This window comes from Citricoccus sp. K5, from assembly GCF_902506195.1.
In the GTDB taxonomy this organism is placed as follows: Bacteria; Actinomycetota; Actinomycetes; order Actinomycetales; family Micrococcaceae; genus Citricoccus.
Map to the genome: position 1 here is coordinate 576,571 of NZ_LR732817.1, position 12,892 is coordinate 589,462.

Consider the following 12,892-nt stretch of genomic DNA (forward strand, 5'->3'; position numbering starts at 1 on the left):
ATGACACGCATCCTGCTGGTGGCCGCCAGTGGCCTGGCGCGCGAGACTCTGGCGTCCATCCGGTCCTCGGGCCGGGACACGGTGGTGGGCTTCCTCGATGACGACGAGGCGCTGCACGGCACCGTGCTGGACGGTGTCCCCGTGCTCGGGGGCCTGGACGAAGCGGCCGGAGGCCGGGAGAAGTTGCTGCTGTGCGCCGGCCAGGGCCACAGTCGTGCGGCCATCGAGGCCCGGTTGGCAGGGCTGGGCGTGGAGGTGGGGCGCTATGCCACCCATGTGCACCCCTCGGTGGTGATCGGCGGTGGCAGCCGGATCGGAGCGGGGTCCATCCTCCTGGCCGGCTGCGTGCTGACCAGTGATGTCACCCTGGGCCGCCACACGGTGCTGATGCCGCGCACCGTGCTCACGCACGATGACGTCCTCGGCAACCACGTCAGCTGTGCGGCCGGCACCACGCTGGCCGGCCGGGTGCACGTGGGCTCCCGCGCCTATATCGGCATGCAGGCCTCCGTCCGGCAGGACGTCCGGGTGGGGGAGGACGCCGTCATCGGGATGGGGGCCGTGGTGCTGCAGGACGTGCCGGACGCCCAGACCTGGGCCGGAAACCCGGCCGGACCACTCCGCAGAACGGAACCGGCCGGCGTCGTGGGCCAGTGCCCAGGCGCCCACGCCAGTCTTCGCACCCTGAAAGGAACCGCGTCATGAGGATTCTGATCTGCCCCCACCAGCTCGGCATGGGCGGAAGCCAGCTGAACGCGATCGAGATGGCCTCGGCCATGCGGCACTACGGCCATGAGCCGTTGATCTACTCAGCCCCCGGCATTCTCGCGGAGTTACTGCGGGACAGCGGCCTCGAGTGGGCCGAGGCCCCCGCCCCTGACGTCCCGGGACTGGGATGGTCCCGGCGGCTGGAGGAGATCGTCCGGCAGCGCCACATCGAGCTGATCCACGCCTACGAGTGGCGGCCCTGCCTGCAGGCGGCCTTCGGCGCCGGGCGGCAGATCCCACTGCTGATGTCCGTCATGTCCATGGACGTGCCCCGGTTCCTTCCCACCCACGTGCCCCTCGTCGTCGGGACCCCGGAACTCCACCAGCGGATGCTGGACCAGGGCCGCCGCGCCCACCTGCTGGAGCCGCCCGTGGACATGGAGCGGTACCGGACCACGGACATCGCCGCGGCCCGCGCCCGGTTCGGGATCCCGGACGGCGCCCTGGTGATCTCGATCGTCTCGATGCTCACCACGGCCCTCGAGAAGCTCCAGGGCGTGCTGGAGGCCATCCGCGTGGTGGACCGGATGGCGGCGACTCGTCCGGTGCGCCTGCTCATCGCCGGGGACGGAGAGGGCCTGCAGGCCGTTCAGCGGCGGGCGGCCGCCGTCAACGCCCACCACGGCTGGACCGTGGTGCAACCGGTGGGCTTCCAGCTGGACGCCTCCCCGGCCTACGAGGCAGCGGACATCGTGCTGGGCATGGGATCCTCCGCCATCAAGGGACTGGCCCACGCCAAACCGCTCGTGGTCCACGGTGAGGCCGGATTCTGGCGGACCCTGGACGAGACCACCGCGGCAGGCTTCCTGCACAGCGGCTGGTACGGCCGGGGTGGGGCCGGCATCCGAGACCTGGCCGGGGCGTTGGAGCCCCTGGCGGAGTCGTCCGCGCGGCGCCGGCAGCTGGGCGCCTTCGGCAGGGACCTCGTGGCCACGCGCTATGACTTCGACCGGGCCGCCGAGCACCTGGCCGCCCTGTACGTGGACACGGCCCTGGGCCGGCCGCCCCGAGCGGCCGTGGCCCGGTCCCTCGCACGTTCCGCGGCCACCAGCGCCCGGTACTTCACCTCCATGCGCTTCGGGTCCGTGGTGGACCGCGAACAGTGGGCCCGGGAAGGAGCCATCGCATGACCACCCTCACACCGCCGACGCCGGCCACCCAGCCAACCTCCCAAGTCACCCGAGCCGTCCAGGCCACACAGGCCACCCAGGCCACCCAGGCCGCCCGGATGGAGGCTGACGCTCCCGACCCGGTCCCCTTCGTGGACCTCGGCGCCCAGCAGCGCGAGATCGACGCCGAGGTCCAGGCCGGCCTGCGCCGCGTCTTCGACACGACTGCCTTCATCGGCGGGCCGGACGTCCAGGCGTTCGAGAAGGAGTACGCCTCCTTCATCGAGGTCTCCGACTGCGTGGGCGTCGGCAACGGCACGGACGCCCTCGAGCTGGCGCTGCGGGCCGCCGGGGTGGTGCCCGGGGGAGAGGTCATCCTTCCGGCGAACACCTTCATCGCCACGGCCGAGGCCGTCAGCCGGATCGGTGCCGTGCCCGTGCTGGTGGACGTGGACCCCCAGTTCCTGCTGATCGACCCCGAGGCGGCGCTCGCTGCCCTGACGGCGCGCACCCAGGCCGTCATGCCGGTTCACCTCTACGGCCAGACTGCGTTCGTCGAGCGGATCCGTCCGCAGGCCGAGCGGGCCGGCGTCGCGGTCATCGAGGACGCGGCCCAATCCCAGGGGGCATTCCGGCACGGTCGGATGGCCGGCAGCCTGGGGCTGGCGGCCGGCACCAGCTTCTATCCGGGGAAGAACCTCGGTGCCGCCGGGGACGCCGGTGCCGTGATGACCAATGACCCCGAGCTCGCGGCCCGCGTGCGGGTGCTGGGCGAGCACGGGAGCCCGTCCAAGTACCGGCACAGCACGGTCGGCATGAACTCGCGGCTGGACACGGTCCAGGCCGTGGTGCTGCGGGCCAAGCTGGCCCGGCTGGACCGGTGGAACGAGGGCCGCCGGGCTGCTGCGGCCCGGTACGCGGAGCTGCTGCGGCCGCTGGCCGATTCCGGCGACGTGTGGCTGCCCACCGCGGCCCAGGGCAATCACCACGTGTGGCACCTCTACACCGTCCAGCTCGAGAACCGAGACGCCGTACTGGAGGCCTTGCGCGCGGCGGGGATCGGGGCCGGGGTGCACTACCCGGTTCCCGTGCACCTCACCGGCGCCTACGGGCACCTCAGCCTGACCCGGGGAGCATTTCCCGTCACGGAGGCCGCGGCGGACCGGCTGCTCTCCCTGCCGATCTTCCCCCACATCACGGTGGAGCAGCAGGAACGCGTCGTGGCGGCCCTGGGCCGGGCCGTCGGCCGCAGCCGATCGACGTCCGTGGCGACGCCATGAGGATCATCGTCTGCCCGCATGACATGGGCATGGGGGGCAGTCAGCTCAATGCCCTTGACCTGGCGGCAGCGGTCCGGGATCGCGGTCACCACGTCATGCTGTACGCCGCACCCGGGCCACTGATGGACCGGGCACACGTCCTGGGCCTGGACCTGACCCTGTCCAACACCGGTTTGCGCCTTTCGACGGGCTGGGCGGCCGGGTTGGTGCGGCTGGCGCGCTCGTGGCGGGCAGACGTGGTGCACACCTATGAGTGGGCTCCGTCCATCGGGGCGTCCTTCGGGGCCCACGGCCTCTTCGGCGTCCCGCAGGTCATGACGGTGCTGTCCATGGAGGTTCCGCGGTTCCTGCCGCGGCACCTGGACCTGGTCGTCGGGACGCGGCAACTGTGGGCTGCCGCCGATGAGCACCCCCACCGGCACCTGATGGAACCGCCCATCGACACGGTCGTCAATACGCCCTCGGACCCGTGGCCCGCCCGGCAGGTCTTCGGGATCTCTCCGGAGGACCTGGTGATCTCCCTGGTCGGGCGGATGACCACCGACCTGGACAAGTCCGGTGGCGTCATCGCGGCCATCGCCGCCGTGGATCGCCTGGCGGCACGGGAGCCCGCTGTCCTGCTGCTCGCCGGAGACGGGCCGGAGCTGCCACGCATCCGGGCCGTGGCCAACCGGATCAACACCCGGCACGGCCGCCGAGTGATCCTGACCCCGGGCAGCCTTGCGGACCCTGTGCCGGCCTATGCCGCGGCGGACGTCGTGCTCGGCATGGGCAGCTCCGTCCTGCGCGGCATGGCCTTCGCGAAGCCGGCCATCGTGCTCGGGGCCGATGGCTTCTGCGAGCCGGTCACAGCCCAGACACTGGGCGCCTTCGACTGGCAGGGCTTCTACGGCATCGGCGATGGAGGGGAGTACCCGCTGTTGGCTCCCCTGACCGAGCTCGCCCGTGATGCCACCGAGCGACGCCGCCGCGGCGAGTGGTCCCGCTCTGTGGTGGAGGACCATCACAGCCTGCGCCGGGCCGCACTGCTCCTCGACAACATCTACGGCAACGCCCGGGAACGCCGCAGTGGTGTGGCCCGCCGGACGGCCTCGCTGGCCCGCTCGGCAGCCGGGCTCGGATCCTTCCTGTCCGGTCGGATCCTGGACGGGAGCGCCGCGGCATGAGCATCCGGACCGTGCGGGCCACCGGCATGCGGGGGCGCCGGGCTACGACGGAGGTCCACACCACCGTCAGCGCCGGCATCCGGCGCGGCCTGGCCTGGAGCACCGTCAGCAGCATGGTGCTCCGCCTGGGGACGTTCTCCGTGGGCATCTTCCTGGCCCGGATGTTCACCCCGGAGCAGTTCGGGCTGTATGCCGTGGTGCTGACGGTTCAGACGGTGATGATGACGCTGGCAGACTTCGGGCTGAGTTCGGATCTGATCCGCTCCGCCAACCACCGCGCCAAGGCACCCACCGTGGCCACCATGGGAGTGCTCATCTCGGCGGTCCTCACGGGGGCCATGGCCGCCGGGTCGGGCTGGCTGGCGGACGTGCTGGGCGCCCCCGGAACGGGGCCGGTCCTTGCCGTGATGTCGCTGACCCTGTTGATCGCCGGCATCGGTGTGGTTCCCTATGCCACCCTGCAGAGGACCTTCCGGCAGAAGCAGGTCTTCGTCATCGCGGTGGTCGACTTCGTGGTCGGCACCGTCCTGCTGGTGGCCCTCGTGCTCGGTGGCTGGGGAGTCATGGCTCTCGCCGTGTCCCGCGTGATCGCCCAGCTCGTGGCCGTCATCCTGCAGTTCGTCTTGTCCGGGGAACGTCCCCGCTACGGCTTCAACCGGTCCCTCGCCAAGGGCGTCTGGCTCTTCGGGCTGCCGGTGGCCGGGGCCAACCTGTTGTCCTGGGTGCTGCTCGGGGCGGACAAGGTCCTCGTCTCATCCCTGGCCGGTGCCACCGTACTCGGGTTCTACTTCCTGGCGTTCAACATCTCCAACTGGCCGATGAGCGTGCTCGGGCAGGTCGTCCGCTCCGTCTCCCTGCCGGCCTTCTCACGCGTCGCCACTGGTCCGGGGGACCGCTCGCTGGCCACAGCGCTGGCCCCCGTGTGGGCCGTCTCGGTACTGGTGGGAGGCATGCTGATGTTCCTGGCGGGGCCGGTCATCGAGTTGGTCTACGGAGGCCGCTGGTTGGCCGCGGCACCCCTGTTGATGGTGCTGGCCGCCTTCGGGGCGCTGCGCACCGTCCTGGACCTGTCCACCTCCTACCTGCTGGCTCGCGGCGAGTCCGGCCGGGTGCTGCGATTGCAGCTCGCCTGGATGGTGGTGCTGCTGCCCTTGCTGGTGGCAGGCACCCTCACCGGCAGCGGCATCGGTGCCGCCGTGGGCCATGTGGTGTCCAGCATCGTCCTGCTCGCGCTGTACGCGCGCTCCCTGGCCGTGGTCGGGGTGGACATCGCCGCCGTCTGGGCCGTGTTCTGGCCGCCGCTGCTCGCGGTCATCCCGGCCGCTCTGGCCACCTGGCTCGTCACGCTGGCCGGCCCGAATCCCCTCGTGGACCTGATGGGGGGAGGCGCCGCCGGCACCGCCGTCTACGGGTTGGTCCTGTATCGGTGGATGCGCCAACGGCTCTCCGAAGCACGCCTTCTGGGAGCGGACGAGGTCCTTGAGGAGGAGCCTGACACCGCCGTCCCCACCGCCCGGCCGGTCACCGTGAAGACCACCGACCCTGTCATCCAGAACCCTGCCATCCAGCACCCTGCAACCACATCGGAGGCCACGTCTTGAGCACTGAGACCGCCGTGATCTACCACCGCACCCTCTCCCTGCCCACCCACCGGAACGCCGCCGCCCTTCCCGGAACCGGGCATCCACTCGCCGCCCCTGCGGAGACCACCCACGTCATCGGAACGGTCACCGTGGTGATCCCGTGCTTCAACTACGGCCGATTCCTGCACGGTGCCGTCACCAGCGTGCTGTCCCAGGACGAAGTCGAGGTGGACGTGGTGATCGTGGATGACTGCTCCACGGATGACAGCGTCCAGATCTCCGAAGGCCTCGCCGCTGCCGACGAGCGTGTCCGGGTGGTGCGCCATGTGAGGAACCTGGGCGCCGTGCAGACCTTCAATGACGGCCTGGCTGAGGCGAGGGGCGAATTCCTCGTGCGGCTGGACGCTGACGACCTGCTGACCCCGGGTTCGCTGGCCCGGGCCGTCCGCCTGGCCCGCCGTTTTCCCTCCGTGGGCCTGGTGTACGGCCACCCGGTGCACTTCATGGACGGGCAGCAGCTGCCCCCGGCCCGGGACAGAGCCACCTCGTGGACCGTGTGGCCCGGGGCCAGCTGGGTCCAGGAGCGGTGTGCGGACGGTCGCAATGTCATCACCTCGGCCGAGGTGCTGATGCGCCGCTCCGTGGTGGACCGTGTGGGAGGCCAACGGGACCTGGCCCACACCCATGACATGGAGATGTGGCTTCGGCTGGCCTCGTTCAGTGACGTCGGGTACGTGCACGGGGCGGACCAGGCGTGGCACCGGGATCACCAGGCCAGTCTTTCCGCCCGTGAGGTGGACATCGCCGTGGACCTGGCAGAACGCCGGCTGGCCTTCAGCACGCTGTTCTCGGGGGCAGTCGGCAGCCTCCCCTGGGCCGCGGAGGCGTGCCGGACGGTGAGGGACCGGCTGGACCGGGAAACACTGGAATCGCTCTCACACGAGGTGGACGCCAACGGTGGCAGCTCCCCGGTGTTCGCCCGACTGCTCGAACTGGAGCTGACGCCCACCCGCCGGAACCTGACCTCGCGTGATCGCATCCTGCGCCGCGCCGCACGCTCCCGCGGTCCAGCCGACCGGGCGTTGTCCCTGAGCCGCCGGGCCGCCGCCCGGTTCCGGCGGGAACGGGAGTTCCGCACCTGGCACCAGAACGGGGTGTACTCCAGATGAGCACGAGCACGGTCATCAGGACCCTGGGCGAACGGATCCAGCGTGACGGCTGGGCCAGCGCAGCACGGTCTGCCTCCCGGAAGGCCGGCGAACTCGCCGGCCGTCGTCTGGCCTGGGACGAGCCCTCTCTGCCCTTGGCAGCGGAGGACATCCACGACGCCGGCCCGGTCCCCGCCCAGCCGGGACGCACGGTGGACCGGCTGCGGGTGGGGATCGTCTGCTTCCCTCCCAGCGCCGGTTCCGGAGGGCATACGACCCTGTTCCGGATGGTCCGCGCCCTCGAGGAACGGGGACATCACTGCACCCTGGTGTTCTACGACCCCCTCGCGGGGGGAGTGGACCGTCACGAGCCGGTGATCCGCCGTGCCTGGCCGGACCTGGAAGCGGACATCGCCAGCGTGGACGACGGCTTCGGCAGCTACGACGCCGTGGTGGCCAGCTCCTGGGAGACCGCCCACGTGGTCGCCAGCAGGAACCGGACCGCGATCGGCTTCTACTTCATCCAGGACTATGAGCCCTTCTTCTTCCCCCACGGGTACCTGTACGACCTGGCGGAGTCCAGTTACACCCTCGGCCTGCAGAACATCGCGCTGGGCGGCATGGTGGCCACCGAGATGCGCCGCCAGCGGGACCTGGAACCGGACCTGCTGGTGCCGTTCGGCTGCGACACCGCCACCTACCGGTTGCTGGAATCCCCAGAACCCCGGCACGGCATCGTCTACTACGCCAAGAGGACCGTGGACCGGCGGGGCTATCTGCTCGCCAAGGAGACCCTGGAGCGCTTCCATCAGCTGTGCCCGGACCAGCCGATCCACATCGTGGGAGACAGGGTACGGGGCTGGGACATCCCCGTGGAGCAGCACGGATCCGTTCCCCCTGCCGCACTGAACCAGTTGTACAACCGCACCATCGCCTCCCTGGCCATGTCCTTCACCAACGTTTCGCTGGTTCCCGGCGAACTGCTGGCCGCGGGCAACGTCCCGGTCCTCAACGACCTGCCCGGGCCCCGCCTTGACCTGGACTCGCCGGACGCCGTGTGGGTCCCAGGACGTCCGGACGCCTTGGCCGCAGCGCTCGCCGAGGTGGTGCGGGCGGATGCTGCGAGCATCGCCAGCCGCGCTCGGCGCCTGGCCCTACGTCCGCGGCCGTCCTGGGCGGCGGCCCAGTCGATGACCGCGGACTTCATCGAGGACACGGTCCGGCGCGGCACCGTCCCGAAGCCCGGCGAGTACCACCCGCCACCCGAGCCTGCCCGGAGCTCGAGCGATCGGGCAGGACTCCGCACCCCCGAAAGGGACATCTCTTGACCACCATGGCCGTCATCACTCCCTCATACCGTCCGGACCTGGCCGGATTCCGCAGGCTGCACGCCTCGGTCCGTCGTCATACGGACGCTGACGTGAAGCACCATGTGATCGTCCCCGGGCGGGACGCAGCCCTGTACCGGGACATGGGGAGCGATCGTCTCGTGGTCTGGACCTATCAGGACGTGCTGCCCGCCGGTCTCACCGCCACCGACCGGCTGGCTGCGGCGACGAGGATGGTCCCCGGCCTGCCGGCATCGTTCAACTGTGCCGCCATCAACTGGCGACGGCCCTGGAAGCCGGTGCGGGGCTGGGTGCTGCAGCAGATCGTCAAGATGTGCCTGGTGGATCACGTGGAGGCAGACGTCTTCGTCAACATCGACTCGGATGTGGTCCTGGTCCGGCGCCTCGGCCCGGAGCATGTTGTCCACGGCGGTACTGTCCGCCTCTATAGCCGGGAGGACTCCATCGGCCCGGACATGCGGCACTACCAGTGGGCCGAGACCGCCCACGAGTTACTGGGACTGCCCTGGGATCAGGCGGACAGCTACCCGGACCACATCGCCGGCCTGGTGTCCTGGGACCCCCGCCTGTTGCGGGCCTGCCTGGACCGGGTCGAAGAGGTGTCCGGCACGTCATGGGCCCCAGCGATCGCGGAGCGACTGCGGTTCAGCGAGGACATCCTCTACGGCACCTACGTACGCGCCTTCGGCTCCGAGCCGGACCTGCTCTTCCAGCGGGACACGACCCTGTGCCACAGCTACTGGGAATCCGAGGCCATGGCCGCTGACCAGGTGGAGCCTTTCGTCGCCGGGTTCAAGGACGAGGACTGCGCCGTCCACATCCAGTCCAACACGGATACGGATGATCGGGTCTTCAGTGCCGTCATCGAGCGCCTGAGCGGAGCAGCACCACGATGACCGTCCTCAGCACGGCTCCCGCAACGACCGTCCAGCGGCCCGGCCGCCCGGTGGGTGGTCCCTTGGTGCTGCGCTGGACGATGTTCCTGGTGGTCGGATTCCCGGCCTATCTGGTCTGGGAGCCGGCCGGGGCCTCGGGCGGAGTGGCCCAGCTTCTCGCACTCGCCCTGCTCGGACTCTGGCTGGCATCGGCGGTGTTCGGACGGTTCTCCGTCTGGGAGTTCCGGCATCCGGCTCGCGTGGGCATGATGGTCTGGCTCCTGGTCTCGCTGTTGAGCTACGCCTCGCTGATGGCGGGAATGAGCGGCACCTCGACGGTGGTGGAACGGGCGGCTGCTGACCGATGGCTGCTGTTGTTGATGGCCGGGATCGGACTGACCCTGTCCATCACCCAGTGCCTGCTGACCCGCGAGGACGTCCGGCGGGCAGTGGGCTGGATGCTGGCCGGGGCCAGCGTGTCCGGCCTGGTGGCGGCGTTGCAGTTCACGACGTTGACGAATCCCGTCGACTGGCTTGCCACGTTCCTGCCGGGTTTCCAGGACAACGGCTCCGGCACGCCGTTCCAGCCGCGCGGGTCCTTCACCCGGGTGGCCGGCATGACCATGCACCCCATCGAACTGGGCGTGGTGAGCAGCATGCTCCTGCCCCTGTCGATCTGGTGGGGGCTGTTCTCCACGTGGTCCAAGGCGTGGCGGCGGTGGGTCCCGGCCGTGATGCTGGCGATCTGTTGCGTCGCCACCGTCTCCCGATCGGCCATGCTGGGCCTGTTCGTCAGCGCCGCAGTGATGATCCCGTACCTTCCCCGGACCGCGCGACGGTGGGCCCTGGTGGCTGGCCCGGTGTTCCTGATCGTGCTGTTCGTGGCCATCCCGGGGATGGTGTCCACACTGTTCGGCACCGCCACCGCGGGCAGTTCGGACCCGTCCATCACGGCCAGGACCGACGACTACCCACTGGCGTGGACACTCTTGGTCCAACTGCCGATCTTCGGCCACGGGCCCGGAACCTGGATGCCCGTCAATGCCATGGACATCTTTGACAACGAATACCTCTTCACGGCCGTCACCATGGGCGTCGTGGGACTGGCCGGACTGGTGATCTACCTGCTGGTGCCCGCGCTGGCGTCCATGCTGGCGGCCCGATACGCCCCGGACCCCGAACTGCGGCTGCTGGCGGGGAGCATTGCCGCTGCCATGTTCGTGGCCCTCGCCTCCTCGGCTGCGTTCGATTCGATGTCCTTCAAGACCTTCGCCCTGCTGGTGCCGATCTTCGTCGGCCTGGCGGGCACAGTCTGGCTTCTCGTCCTGCAACAGCTCAATCAGACCCCGGGGATCGAACGATCCACTGGAAACCACGCAACCCGCAAGAAATACGGAGGTAGACCATGGATCCGCTGACAGTTCTCAAGACCATGTGGACGCACAAATGGGTCACCATCCCCCTGGTACTGATCACGGTTCTGGCCTGCGCCTACGGAATGCTGTGGGCTCCACGGAGTTATGAATCCAGGGCCACCTTCGCGCTGGCCATGCCGTCAGTGCCCAGCGAGGAACAGCTGCAGGCCGATCCGGAGCTCGCCGCCAAGAACGCGGACAATCCGTACCTGCGGTGGCGGGACACCTCCCTGCTGGCCCAGGTGGTGATCGCCCGGGTGAACTCCAACGAGGTGGTCGAGAAGCTTGACGCACGGGGCCTGGCCTCCGATTTCGAGTTGATGCCTCCGGACGGTACCTCCTCCGGGCTGATGAACCTGACAGTGGAAGGGGCGTCGCCGGAAGTGGCCACTGAGACCGTGACATTTCTGAGCGAGGAGTTCACCCGGATCATGCGTGAGGTACAGAAGGTCAACGGGGCCGATGACCTGTATCTGATCGAGGCGCTGCCCATCAGCGGTGCTGCACCGGCGCAGGAGGTGTTCTCCAGCCGGCTTCGCTTCACTGCGATCCTGGGCGTCGCCGGGATGGTGCTCCTGTTCGGGGCGGTCTCGCTGGCGGAGTCGATTGCGGCGAGCCGCCGCCGGACCCGGCCTGCCCCTGCCGACTCGGCTGCGGACCGTGATGAATTCCTGCCGGACGGCCCGGTCATCGATGCGGTCCCGGGCTACCGCTCCTCCCGGGAGGACCGAGTCCTGGCGGACGCCTTCACGGGTCCGCACAGTGTCAGCCGTTAGGCGAGCAGGACTCCGCGGAGCGGGGTCATGACCGTGAGGCACGCTGGCAGACGGATGAGGGCCACAGCCACGGCGATGACCCTCATCCTCGTGGTCTCGGGGTGCCTACCCGCAGGACCTGAACCGGGTACCGGGTCCGGTACCGCCCGCGGCCCGCACCTTCCGGAGGGTGTCTCGCTGGAGGAGCCCGACGGCGGTACCGACTTCTTCACGGGGTTCGAGAACGGGCTGCCGTCCGGGCCGGAGTACCTCCCGATCGGCTTGTGGCTCGGATCCGTGACCTCCTCCGAGGAGGCGCTCCAAGAACGGCGGCTTGGACTGAACCTGTACGTGGACCTGTCCGTGGATTCCGGACTGGGATTCCTGGGTGAGGGCCAGTACGCGCTGCTCTCGTGGCCCGATCCGGCCGCCCGGGGGACCGTGCTGGGGGACGAAGTGGACATGTGGGCGGGCCCCGGCCACGGGGCGTGGACGGGAAACTTCCCCGGCCAGGGCGAGATATGCGCCGTTCCCGGAACCGACTGCGGATTCTCGGTGCAGGACGATCTGGCGGCGAACGTTCCACCACACACCATGACCTACTCCAACCTCGGCAAGGGCGTGACGTTCTGGCAGACGGATGAGGAGGCTGCCGGGTTCGCCAACGGCGCCCATGATGTGGTGTCCGCGGACAACTACTGGTTCACGGACCCGAACATCTGTGGTGCCCAGGAAGGCGGGACCATGCTGGCGGAGCCCCGGGAGCTGACGGACGCGCAGTGCCGCCTGCCCGCCAATTACGGGTGGACGGTGGACCGGGTCCGGTCCCTCGTGGATCCGCACGGTTCGAAGCCGGTCTGGGCGTTCGTGGAGGTGGGGCAGCCCTGGGATCCCGGCACACTGGGCCCGCCCGAGGTGGCGCAGATCCGGGCAGCGGTCTGGTCCAGTCTGATCCACGGAGCCCGGGGCATCGTGTACTTCGGCCACAGCTTCGGTGGGCCGTGCCCGAGCTTCCACGTGTTGCGTGACTGTGGTGACGAGCTCGCTGACGGGATCGCGGAGATCAACGCCGGTGTGACGGACCTGGCCCCGGTGCTCAACTCTCCCTCCCTGCGGGGCGCACTCACCGTGGAGGGTGCCGCTGACGCCGTGGTGAAGGTGCATGAGGGTGACCTCTACGTCCTGGCCACCGCGGCCTCGCTGGCACCGGGGGAGGTGTCCTTCCGCCTGGACTGTGTCCGCGCCCCGGGCGGGAAGGTCGGTGGCGCCGCCCCCGTGCCTGAGGGAGCCGCCGTGGTGGGGGAGGGCCGTACCGTTCCCGTGCACGCGGGCCGCTTCACCGATACCTTCGCCGATGGCAACGCGGTCCACGTCTACCGGATCACCGGCAACGACTGTGGACTGTGAGGGCTTCCCTCAGCGTGGCAGTCCCTCAGCGTGAGTC

The 12,892-nt window shown here is 69.7% G+C and carries 11 protein-coding genes; all 11 read left to right on the plus strand.

Annotated features, from left to right (window positions below; translation table 11 throughout):
• From BOSE125_RS02525 to BOSE125_RS02575, 11 genes are read left to right on the plus strand one after another with little or no spacing between them, the layout of a single operon-like run.
• Entirely contained in the window at positions 1-705 is a 705-nt protein-coding gene (locus BOSE125_RS02525) for an acetyltransferase (protein WP_159549513.1), read from the plus strand.
• A complete protein-coding gene (locus BOSE125_RS02530; protein ID WP_159549516.1) occupies positions 702-1,898 on the plus strand; it encodes a glycosyl transferase family 1 in 1,197 nt (398 codons plus the stop codon). Before BOSE125_RS02525 ends, BOSE125_RS02530 begins: the two co-directional genes overlap by 4 nt.
• A complete protein-coding gene (locus BOSE125_RS02535) occupies positions 1,895-3,157 on the plus strand; it encodes a DegT/DnrJ/EryC1/StrS aminotransferase family protein (RefSeq protein ID WP_371300561.1) in 1,263 nt (420 codons plus the stop codon). The genes BOSE125_RS02530 and BOSE125_RS02535 overlap by 4 nt, the downstream gene beginning before the upstream one ends.
• Entirely contained in the window at positions 3,154-4,323 is a 1,170-nt protein-coding gene (locus tag BOSE125_RS02540; protein WP_159549519.1) for a glycosyltransferase, read from the plus strand. The genes BOSE125_RS02535 and BOSE125_RS02540 overlap by 4 nt, the downstream gene beginning before the upstream one ends.
• Complete coding sequence (locus BOSE125_RS02545; RefSeq protein ID WP_159549522.1) at positions 4,320-5,924, plus strand: lipopolysaccharide biosynthesis protein; 1,605 nt, start codon at positions 4,320-4,322, stop codon at positions 5,922-5,924. The genes BOSE125_RS02540 and BOSE125_RS02545 overlap by 4 nt, the downstream gene beginning before the upstream one ends.
• Positions 5,921-7,075: a glycosyltransferase family A protein gene (locus BOSE125_RS02550; protein WP_236557779.1), complete on the plus strand. Its 1,155-nt coding sequence runs from the start codon at positions 5,921-5,923 to the stop codon at positions 7,073-7,075. The genes BOSE125_RS02545 and BOSE125_RS02550 overlap by 4 nt, the downstream gene beginning before the upstream one ends.
• Positions 7,072-8,382: a glycosyltransferase family 1 protein gene (locus tag BOSE125_RS02555; RefSeq protein WP_201301120.1), complete on the plus strand. Its 1,311-nt coding sequence runs from the start codon at positions 7,072-7,074 to the stop codon at positions 8,380-8,382. Before BOSE125_RS02550 ends, BOSE125_RS02555 begins: the two co-directional genes overlap by 4 nt.
• A gap of 5 nt (positions 8,383-8,387) precedes the next feature.
• Entirely contained in the window at positions 8,388-9,299 is a 912-nt protein-coding gene (locus BOSE125_RS02560; RefSeq protein WP_236558118.1) for a DUF6492 family protein, read from the plus strand.
• Positions 9,296-10,696: an O-antigen ligase gene (locus BOSE125_RS02565; RefSeq protein ID WP_159549528.1), complete on the plus strand. Its 1,401-nt coding sequence runs from the start codon at positions 9,296-9,298 to the stop codon at positions 10,694-10,696. Before BOSE125_RS02560 ends, BOSE125_RS02565 begins: the two co-directional genes overlap by 4 nt.
• Positions 10,684-11,469, plus strand: a complete 786-nt coding sequence (locus BOSE125_RS02570; RefSeq protein ID WP_159549531.1) for a hypothetical protein — start codon at positions 10,684-10,686, stop codon at positions 11,467-11,469. The genes BOSE125_RS02565 and BOSE125_RS02570 overlap by 13 nt, the downstream gene beginning before the upstream one ends.
• A 54-nt stretch (positions 11,470-11,523) precedes the next feature.
• The gene (locus BOSE125_RS02575; protein WP_236557780.1) at positions 11,524-12,855 is read left to right on the plus strand and encodes a hypothetical protein; all 1,332 of its coding nucleotides are present in this window, start codon (positions 11,524-11,526) and stop codon (positions 12,853-12,855) included.
• Positions 12,856-12,892: the final 37 nt, after the last annotated feature.

Excerpts from the sequence above, each read along its gene's own strand:
- BOSE125_RS02525 (WP_159549513.1), top strand. The coding sequence starts at position 1 with ATGACACGCATCCTGCTGGTGGCCGCCAGTGGCCTGGCGCGCGAGACT.
- BOSE125_RS02530 (WP_159549516.1), top strand. The coding sequence starts at position 702 with ATGAGGATTCTGATCTGCCCCCACCAGCTCGGCATGGGCGGAAGCCAG.
- BOSE125_RS02535 (WP_371300561.1), top strand. The coding sequence starts at position 1,895 with ATGACCACCCTCACACCGCCGACGCCGGCCACCCAGCCAACCTCCCAA.
- BOSE125_RS02540 (WP_159549519.1), top strand. The coding sequence starts at position 3,154 with ATGAGGATCATCGTCTGCCCGCATGACATGGGCATGGGGGGCAGTCAG.
- BOSE125_RS02545 (WP_159549522.1), top strand. The coding sequence starts at position 4,320 with ATGAGCATCCGGACCGTGCGGGCCACCGGCATGCGGGGGCGCCGGGCT.
- BOSE125_RS02555 (WP_201301120.1), top strand. The coding sequence starts at position 7,072 with ATGAGCACGAGCACGGTCATCAGGACCCTGGGCGAACGGATCCAGCGT.
- BOSE125_RS02560 (WP_236558118.1), top strand. The coding sequence starts at position 8,388 with ATGGCCGTCATCACTCCCTCATACCGTCCGGACCTGGCCGGATTCCGC.
- BOSE125_RS02565 (WP_159549528.1), top strand. The coding sequence starts at position 9,296 with ATGACCGTCCTCAGCACGGCTCCCGCAACGACCGTCCAGCGGCCCGGC.
- BOSE125_RS02570 (WP_159549531.1), top strand. The coding sequence starts at position 10,684 with ATGGATCCGCTGACAGTTCTCAAGACCATGTGGACGCACAAATGGGTC.
- BOSE125_RS02575 (WP_236557780.1), top strand. The coding sequence starts at position 11,524 with ATGAGGGCCACAGCCACGGCGATGACCCTCATCCTCGTGGTCTCGGGG.